This is a genomic window from Clostridium sp. CAG:43, from assembly GCF_000434655.1.
Taxonomy (GTDB): Bacteria; Bacillota; Clostridia; order Lachnospirales; family Lachnospiraceae; genus Otoolea; species Otoolea fessa.
Map to the genome: position 1 here is coordinate 1 of NZ_FR895021.1, position 7375 is coordinate 7375.

The 7375-nt window shown below is 49.8% G+C and carries 7 protein-coding genes and 1 tRNA gene; 4 read left to right on the forward strand and 4 right to left on the reverse strand.

The annotated features are described in order from the left end of the window. Positions 1-725 (reverse strand): aminotransferase class I/II-fold pyridoxal phosphate-dependent enzyme (locus QVO97_RS01990; RefSeq protein ID WP_288188657.1); only part of this gene is annotated, 725 nt, incomplete at its 3' end. 521 nt (positions 726-1246) lie between these two features. Between QVO97_RS01990 and QVO97_RS01995 the strand changes: the two genes are divergently transcribed. Together QVO97_RS01995 and QVO97_RS02000 are read left to right on the forward strand one after the other, a co-directional pair. After that, a complete protein-coding gene (locus QVO97_RS01995) occupies positions 1247-2101 on the forward strand; it encodes an ATP-binding protein (protein WP_022358746.1) in 855 nt (284 codons plus the stop codon). A 65-nt stretch (positions 2102-2166) separates the two neighbouring features. Further along, complete coding sequence (locus QVO97_RS02000) at positions 2167-2511, forward strand: cupin domain-containing protein (RefSeq protein WP_022358747.1); 345 nt, start codon at positions 2167-2169, stop codon at positions 2509-2511. Between the two features lie 170 nt (positions 2512-2681). Here QVO97_RS02000 and QVO97_RS02005 read toward each other — a convergent pair whose 3' ends face one another. After that, entirely contained in the window at positions 2682-3593 is a 912-nt protein-coding gene (locus QVO97_RS02005; protein ID WP_022358748.1) for a LysR family transcriptional regulator, read from the reverse strand. Between the two features lie 206 nt (positions 3594-3799). Between QVO97_RS02005 and QVO97_RS02010 the strand changes: the two genes are divergently transcribed. Both QVO97_RS02010 and QVO97_RS02015 read left to right on the forward strand, forming a co-directional pair. Next, a complete protein-coding gene (locus tag QVO97_RS02010; protein ID WP_022358749.1) occupies positions 3800-4942 on the forward strand; it encodes a YkvI family membrane protein in 1143 nt (380 codons plus the stop codon). A gap of 117 nt (positions 4943-5059) precedes the next feature. Next, positions 5060-5908, forward strand: coding sequence for an aminotransferase class IV (locus QVO97_RS02015; RefSeq protein WP_022358750.1), 849 nt, complete (start codon positions 5060-5062; stop codon positions 5906-5908). A 180-nt stretch (positions 5909-6088) separates the two neighbouring features. Here the strand turns inward: QVO97_RS02015 and QVO97_RS02020 are convergent. Together QVO97_RS02020 and QVO97_RS02025 are read right to left on the reverse strand one after the other, a co-directional pair. Next, positions 6089-6178: transfer RNA gene (locus QVO97_RS02020), tRNA-Ser, on the reverse strand. 80 nt (positions 6179-6258) lie between these two features. Next, positions 6259-7375 (reverse strand): N-acetylmuramoyl-L-alanine amidase (locus tag QVO97_RS02025; RefSeq protein ID WP_288188660.1); only part of this gene is annotated, 1117 nt, incomplete at its 5' end.

Here is a 7375-nt window from a genome sequence, read left to right on the forward strand (position 1 = left end):
GCCAATCCGTACGTTTTTGACAACGAATTAAACTCCACGCCGACCTCGCGTGCGCCCGGAAAACGCAGGAAACTTCCGCAGGTTCTTCCGTCAAACACAAGCTCACTGTAGGCGTTGTCGTGAAGAACGATAATATCATATTTCTTTGCAAATGCAATCAATTCCTCATAGAAACTGTCTGGAGCCAGCACCGCCGTCGGATTGTTCGGGTAGGAAACAATCATAAATTTCGCTTTCTGAGCGACTTCCTCCGGAATTTCCTTCAAATCAATGATGTAGTGATTTTCCTCGCGCTGCGGCATATAGTAAAGTTCCGCCCCCGCCAGCGACGGACCATCCGCAAAGACAGGATAACACGGATCCGGCACCAGAACCACATCGCCCTCGTCCACGATCGAAAGCGCAATGTGTGCCAGTCCCTCTTGGGAACCAAGCAGGGAACAAATTTCCGTCTCCGGGTTCAATTCTACCCCGTACCTGCGCGCATACCACTCCGATACCGCCTCCAGAAGCGCCTGCTGATCCTGAATCGCGTACAGATAATTTTCCGGTACCAGACAGGCTTCGCTGAGCGCCTTTAAAATATGCGGTGCGGGGGCAATATTCGGTGCGCCGATGCTCAGATCGACGATCGCCTCCCCTTCCGCCAGCTTTTTCTTCTTCATCTGTGCCAGCATAGAGAACACGCCCTCGCCAAACCGGTCCATTCTATTTGCAAATCTCATCTTGTGTTGTCCTTTCTTGAAAGAAATCTCCGATTTTCTTTCCTTTTCTATTTCTATTTTTATCTCTATGAATCCTCTTTAAAACTCTAATAATTCCCATCCGCCCGATCACTCTGTCAAATGACTTATTCAACCAGCTCCACCAAATCACATCGAACTGCCCTCGCTGAATCTTATCAAGCCAGCCTTGCATCATCAGGCTATATAAGTATTAATTATAGTACATGGATATGGGAAAGTAAAGGGAGGATAACAGCTCTCGACAGCTACCCGATAGGCATCCAGGTTACTGTTCACGCATACGTGCCCAGTAACACATTCGACAGACGTCCAGCAAGCATTCAACCGTCTATAACTTTTCAAAAATGTTGTAAAAACAACGGACTTTTCTGTGCCGGACGATTATACTTATCATGTACTTAAGAAAACAAAAAAATCAAAATAGATGTTCTGACATATCTCATCCTTTCATGTATGAAAATGGGTCAGATGCACACGAATAAGAAAGACGAGGAATTTATATGGTACGAAGAATTGTAGAAATTGATCCGAAAAAATGCAACGGCTGCGGTCTCTGCGCTTCCGCCTGTCATGAGGGCGCGATCGGCATGGTGGACGGTAAAGCAACCCTTTTAAAAGATGATTACTGTGACGGTCTGGGCGACTGTCTGCCTGCCTGTCCGACTGGCGCTATCTCCTTTGTCGAGCGCGAGGCGGCGGCTTACGATGAGGCGGCAGTCCAGGTCCACATGGCAGCACGCAAAGCAAAGCAGGTATTAGAGGCAAACGCAGCGGCAAATGCATCCGCACGTTCCGAAGCAAAACCGGCGACACCGGCATTTGGCGGATGTCCTGGATCCATGAGCCGTTTCCTGAAACGTCCTGACACAGCTACTTCCCATGCATCCTCAGCAGCCACATCCACAGGCTGTCCTGGCAGTGCTGCTTCCGCTATCACACATGACAATTTTTCTGAATCCGCTGCTTGTGACCATTCAGAAAACACCCCAATAAGCGCTCTGTCCAACTGGCCAGTTCAGATCAAATTAGCCCCGATCCGCGCCCCGTATTTCGACGGTGCCAAACTTTTGATCGCTGCCGACTGTACCGCTTACGCATACAGCCGCTTCCATCAGGACTTTATCCATGGTAAAATAACTTTGATCGGATGTCCAAAGCTTGACAGCATCGACTACTCCGAAAAGCTGACCGAAATCATCCGTAACAACGATATCAAAAGCGTGACCGTTGTCCGCATGGAGGTTCCGTGCTGCGGCGGTATCGAGCACGCCGTAAAAAATGCCCTACAGGCAAGTGGAAAATTCATTCCGTGGCAGGTGACAACGATTTCGATTGATGGAAGGATCTTAGATTAACCCTTTTTCTGAGAATCTGCACATTATAAACAACTATAAATCTTTTATTATGGAGGAGGAGCACCATGGAATACCCATATATCAAAAACATCACCCATGAAAAAGTTCAGACTTTAACCAGTCTGGTAAATGCCGAGGACGGTCAGATCGTCAGCAAGACGCTGGCGCAGAATGAGGCGGTCAGCGTTACCCTGTTCGCATTCGCAAAGGGCGAGGAGATCTCCACCCACGATTCCACCGGCGATGCGATGGTAACGGTTCTGGAAGGCACCGGACGTTTTACCGTTGACGGCATCGAACACCTCGTTCATGCCGGTGAAGTGCTCGTCATGCCGGCGAAAAAGCCGCACGCGGTGTTTGCGCCAGAGGCATTTAAGTGGATGCTGACGGTTATTTTCCCATTTGACTAAACGTAAATTTTTTTCTTAAGAGACAGAATGCTTGATACGTGTCATTCTATAAACACAAGCCTTGTCATCCATTCAAAACAGGCATACCGCAAGATTCTTGAATCATTTCAAGCAAAGACTCTGCGATATGCCTGTTTTTATTCTTTTCTAATTGTCTTTAATTCTCTTCTCTACTCCACGTACTCATGCGTCTCCACCCACTGCAGCAGCTTTTCAATCGCCGGATTCGGGTTGCTCTGACGCCATGCAATCTCAAAATCAAGTTCTTCCGGGCTGCCGTCCGCGCGGAGAAGCGGAACCACTACCAGATTCCGCGCATTCCGATAATAGCGGACGGCATATTCCGGGAGAATCGCCACGCCAAATCCCGCTGACACCTCCAGAAGCACCGTCTGTACCTCCCGTTCACGCGCCACGATATTCGGTATAAAACCGCCCTTATTGTAACAAATCAATACTTCTTCCGCCTCATCGTTGGAACGTCCCTGCGGCTGCATGATGATAAAGTCTTCCCGCGCCAGATCACGGTACATCAGATGGCTATCTCCCGCCAGCGTGTGTCCCGGATAAAGAACCGCCATCATCGGAAACCGTTTGAGGAACCGGTGCTTTAAATCCTCGTAATTCTGCGTGTACAAAGACAGATTAAACGCAAGATCGCAGGTTCCATTATCTAACAGCTCATAGAGCGCGCTCATATTTTCCCGCAGCAGATGAATCGAAATATTCGGGTACGCTTCATGAAAACTTCTGAGCGTCTCCGAAAAACGACTCTGCTCATATCCCCGGATAAATCCGATCGTCAGCTCCCCAGCTATGCCTTCCGCTGCCGTCCGCGCGAGCTTCGCCGCCTCCTCGGCGCGGACCAGAATCGCCCGCGCCTCGTTCAGATATACCTTTCCCGCCGCCGTCAGCTCGACATGGTGCTTGTCCCGCACAAAAAGCGGCACCCCGATCTTCTCCTCCAACGACTGAATCTGCAGCGTCATCGCTGTCTGCGAAATAAAACATTTTTTCGCCGCTCGCGTAAAATTCAGCTGCTCCGCCGCCGCCACAAAATATTCCATCTGTTTTAAATTCATCTCATTTTCCCATTTCTATTATGTAATCGTTTCTTTTCGTTCGAGCAGAAAAATGAATCACGCCGCCCAATTTACGGGCTTTCGATCCGGCTTTTCCTGTTTCGTTATAAGTTTCCCTTATTATAATATCTGTTCTTTCTATTGGCAAGTTTTTCATTCATCCTTTATAATTTTTAATAGTCAACAAAAGAAAGTGAGTGAAAGGTATGAAACAATTCAACAATTTCTACGAAGGCGCATACGCCAAGTACATTCTGCCGGGCGTCCTGCTGCAATCGGTTCTGATTGGCGGCGGCTATGCAACCGGACGTGAGATTTATTCTTACGGTGCGAAATTCGGAGCGATGGGCTGGATCTCCGGACTGACGATCGGCATCGGTTTTGCCCTGTTTGCCTTCCTGACCTTTGAGATCTGCCGGATCTACAAGGTTTACGATTATAAAAACTATATCAAGCAGGTCATTGGACCGCTCTGGCCGATGATGGATATTTTAACTGTCCTCATCGCGATTCTGCTGATTGCCGTTATGGCAGCCGCAACTGGAAGTATTTTCGAGCAGGTCGGACTTCCGAATATTCTCGGCTCCGTTGTGATCGTTCTGATTTGCGGACTCCTGAACTTTAAGGGTTCCAAGGTGATCGAGAAATTTGAATCGATCGGTACTATTTTACTGTACAGCGGCTATATTCTGTTTACAATTCTGGTACTCGTCAACAAGGGCGGCAACATTTCCCATGTATTCAGCACGATGGACACCAGCACCTACGACGGCTCTGTCACTGTTCCGCTGTGCATTTACACCGGTATCCTGTATGTTGCCTACAACATCAATGCCATCCCGATGGGCATGTTCTCCCTGACACGCCAGACCAAACGGAAAGAAACCTTTATTTCCGGTCTGATCGCCGGTCTTCTGATGGTTATTCCGTGGTTTTTGTCTTACTTTGCGATGATGTGCTTCTACGGTGATACCTCCATCGTTGGCGCGGATGTCACAACCCCGTGGATGGAAATGATCAAGGCAGTCAACGGCGGACCGGCACTGATGGCACTGTTCAGTCTCGTTATGGGCTGGACGCTGGTTGAGACGGCAACTGGCTGCATCCACATGATCATCGATCGTTTCGACGTTGCCATGGAGGAAAAGGGCGCTGCCAAGCTGTCCGATACAAACCGCGGTCTGATTACGGTCATCACGCTGATCGCTGCACTCGTATTATCCCGCGTCGGCGTTGTCACCTTGATCGAGCAGGGCTATTCGTACCTGTCTTACGGATTTATCCTCTTCTACCTGCTGCCGACGCTGCTGGTAGGCGGATATAAGATTATTAAACATAAAGACAAATAAATATGTAATGATAAGAACACATCCGCCTGGGGGAGATTTCATCTTATAGGCGGATGTGGTATAATGTAAACACTTGACGAGGTATTTTCGAATCAACATAGAAAGGAAGTATATGCAATGAAATATGTCGGATATTACAATGGAGAAATCGGCCCCCTCGAGGAAATGAAAATCCCGATGTTGGACCGCGCCGTTTATTTTGGAGATGGCTGCTACGATGCCACCACCTTTGCAAACAACAACATTTTTGCCGCAGACGACCACCTCGACCGTTTTTACAACAGCTGCAAGCTGCTGGAAATCCCGTTTGAAATGTCGCGCGAAGAACTGCGTGCCGAGCTGCAGAAATGCATCGATGCCAATGAGGTTGACCACGGTATGCTGTACTGGCAGTGTTCCCGCGGAACTACCTATCGTGGACATCAGTTTCCACCTGCTTCCGTAAAACCAAATCTGATGATTTTTACTGTTCCGTGCGACCTGATTCCATTTGATAAGACTTTCCGCCTGATCTCGATGGAGGACACCCGTTTCCTGCACTGCAACATCAAGACGCTGAACCTGATTCCAAGTGTCATCGCTTACCAGCGCTGCATCGAACAGGGCTGCCAGGAAACGGTCTTCCACCGCGGCGAACGCGTCACCGAATGCGCCCACAGCAATATCTTAATCATCAAGGACGGCGTTCTCTGCACCCCACCGAGAGATAATCTGATTCTTCCGGGCATCACGTTAAAACATCTGCTGATGTTAGCTGAGAAAAACGGCATCCCGACCAGCGAGGCACCATTTACCATGCAGGAACTGGCAGACGCCGACGAAATCATCGTCAGCAGCTCCGGCGGGCTCTGCATCCAGGCCGTTGAACTCGATGGAAAACCAATCGGAGGAAAAGATCCGAAGACGCTGAAGACTTTGCAGGATGCTTATGCGGAGTTTTATGCGGAAGATACGAAAGTACGGTAAAAATCCATAAATTTGCCAATCAAGGGCTGTCACTCAAAACGTGGCAGCTCTTTTTCGCTTGCGACATGTTTCTGCTTCGCGCGAGTGCGCATCCTCGCGAAGCATTTTTTGTTTCACAGGACGCAATTTCCTATGAAATAAAATAAGGGGATCCCTGTATTTACAAGGATCCCCAGGACGCGGAGACGGAGGGATTCGAACCCTCGTGCCGGGATGAACCGACAAACGCATTTCGAGTGCGCCGCGTTACGGCCGCTTCGCTACGTCTCCAGATATTAGGTGTTTCTCTTCGAAACACCTATACTATTATACATGATATTTTGACTTTTGTCATCTGTTTTTTTCACTATTTACTGATAATACGCATCAATTCCGTTCGCAATTCCCCCCGCAATCAATTCCTGATAATCATCCCGTGCCATCTTCTGATCTTCTTCCGGGTTGCTCATAAAGCCCATCTCGACAATGGAAACCGGAATCTTACACCAGTTGATGCCGCTCATGCTGTCTGTCTCCTGCACACCGCGGTTCTTGAAGCCGGTTGCCGCGCAGACAGAGTCCGTGATCTTCTTGGAAAGAGAATAGCTTGCCGCGTGAAGCCCGCCGTTGTACGGGTTGGTCGCCGTCTGGCACATGGAGAGTGTTCCGTTGACCGTCGTGTTATCCAGCGAATTGCCATGAATCCGGACAAAAATGGAAGCGCCGCTCTTGTTGGCGATCTCCGCTCTCTCCGCATTGCTTAAGTTGACATCGTTGGACTCCCGGATCATGACGACCTGATAGCCTCTCTCTTCCAGAATCCGTTTTAACTTCTTCGAAACTGATAAAGTCAGCTCATATTCCGGCAGCTTCGTCGATACGCCCTCGGTGCCGGAAGCCACCTTCGCCTTCATGGTCGAGGAGCCCGGTCCAACTGGTTCTTTGTCCGGATTGCCCTTTGCCTGATGTCCCGCATCGATCGCTACGATACGTCCGTTGGACACCGGTGCACCCTGTGCATCCGCTTCTGCCCCCTGCGCTGTGACCGTCGCTTCCTCACTGCCCGGCTCGGTCGTCGTCAGGTATTCGGAACGGATAAAACAGCTCTTGTCCTTATAAAGCACCTCGCTCCAGCCGTCTCCGATACCGACGCGCTGCACGCTGTCGCCCTGATTCAGCTGTGTCACAATCTCATACTCCGTTCCACAGCCCGAACGCACGTTGAGCAGGTTCTCAGTCGCATACACTGTCTCATCGACACTCTGGAAGCCGCTCGCCGTCGTTTTGTCACTCTCCAGCTCGCTCTGGTCCGCAACCGCCGCTGCATCCGCCTCCTGAATGCCCTGTGCATCTTCCAGCTCCAGACTTCGCTTTGCCGCATTCGGCACCTGTTTCTTCGCTGTCTGTTCCGCCGGTTCTGTCTCAGCAGCCGCCATCTGCACCTGCTTCTGTGCCTGATTCGGAAGGGTAAATCCCGCATGGCTTACG

Excerpts from the sequence above, each read along its gene's own strand:
- QVO97_RS02010 (WP_022358749.1), top strand. The coding sequence starts at position 3,800 with ATGAAACAATTCAACAATTTCTACGAAGGCGCATACGCCAAGTACATT.
- QVO97_RS01995 (WP_022358746.1), top strand. The coding sequence starts at position 1,247 with ATGGTACGAAGAATTGTAGAAATTGATCCGAAAAAATGCAACGGCTGC.
- QVO97_RS02005 (WP_022358748.1), bottom strand. The coding sequence starts at position 3,593 with ATGAATTTAAAACAGATGGAATATTTTGTGGCGGCGGCGGAGCAGCTG.
- QVO97_RS02015 (WP_022358750.1), top strand. The coding sequence starts at position 5,060 with ATGAAATATGTCGGATATTACAATGGAGAAATCGGCCCCCTCGAGGAA.
- QVO97_RS02000 (WP_022358747.1), top strand. The coding sequence starts at position 2,167 with ATGGAATACCCATATATCAAAAACATCACCCATGAAAAAGTTCAGACT.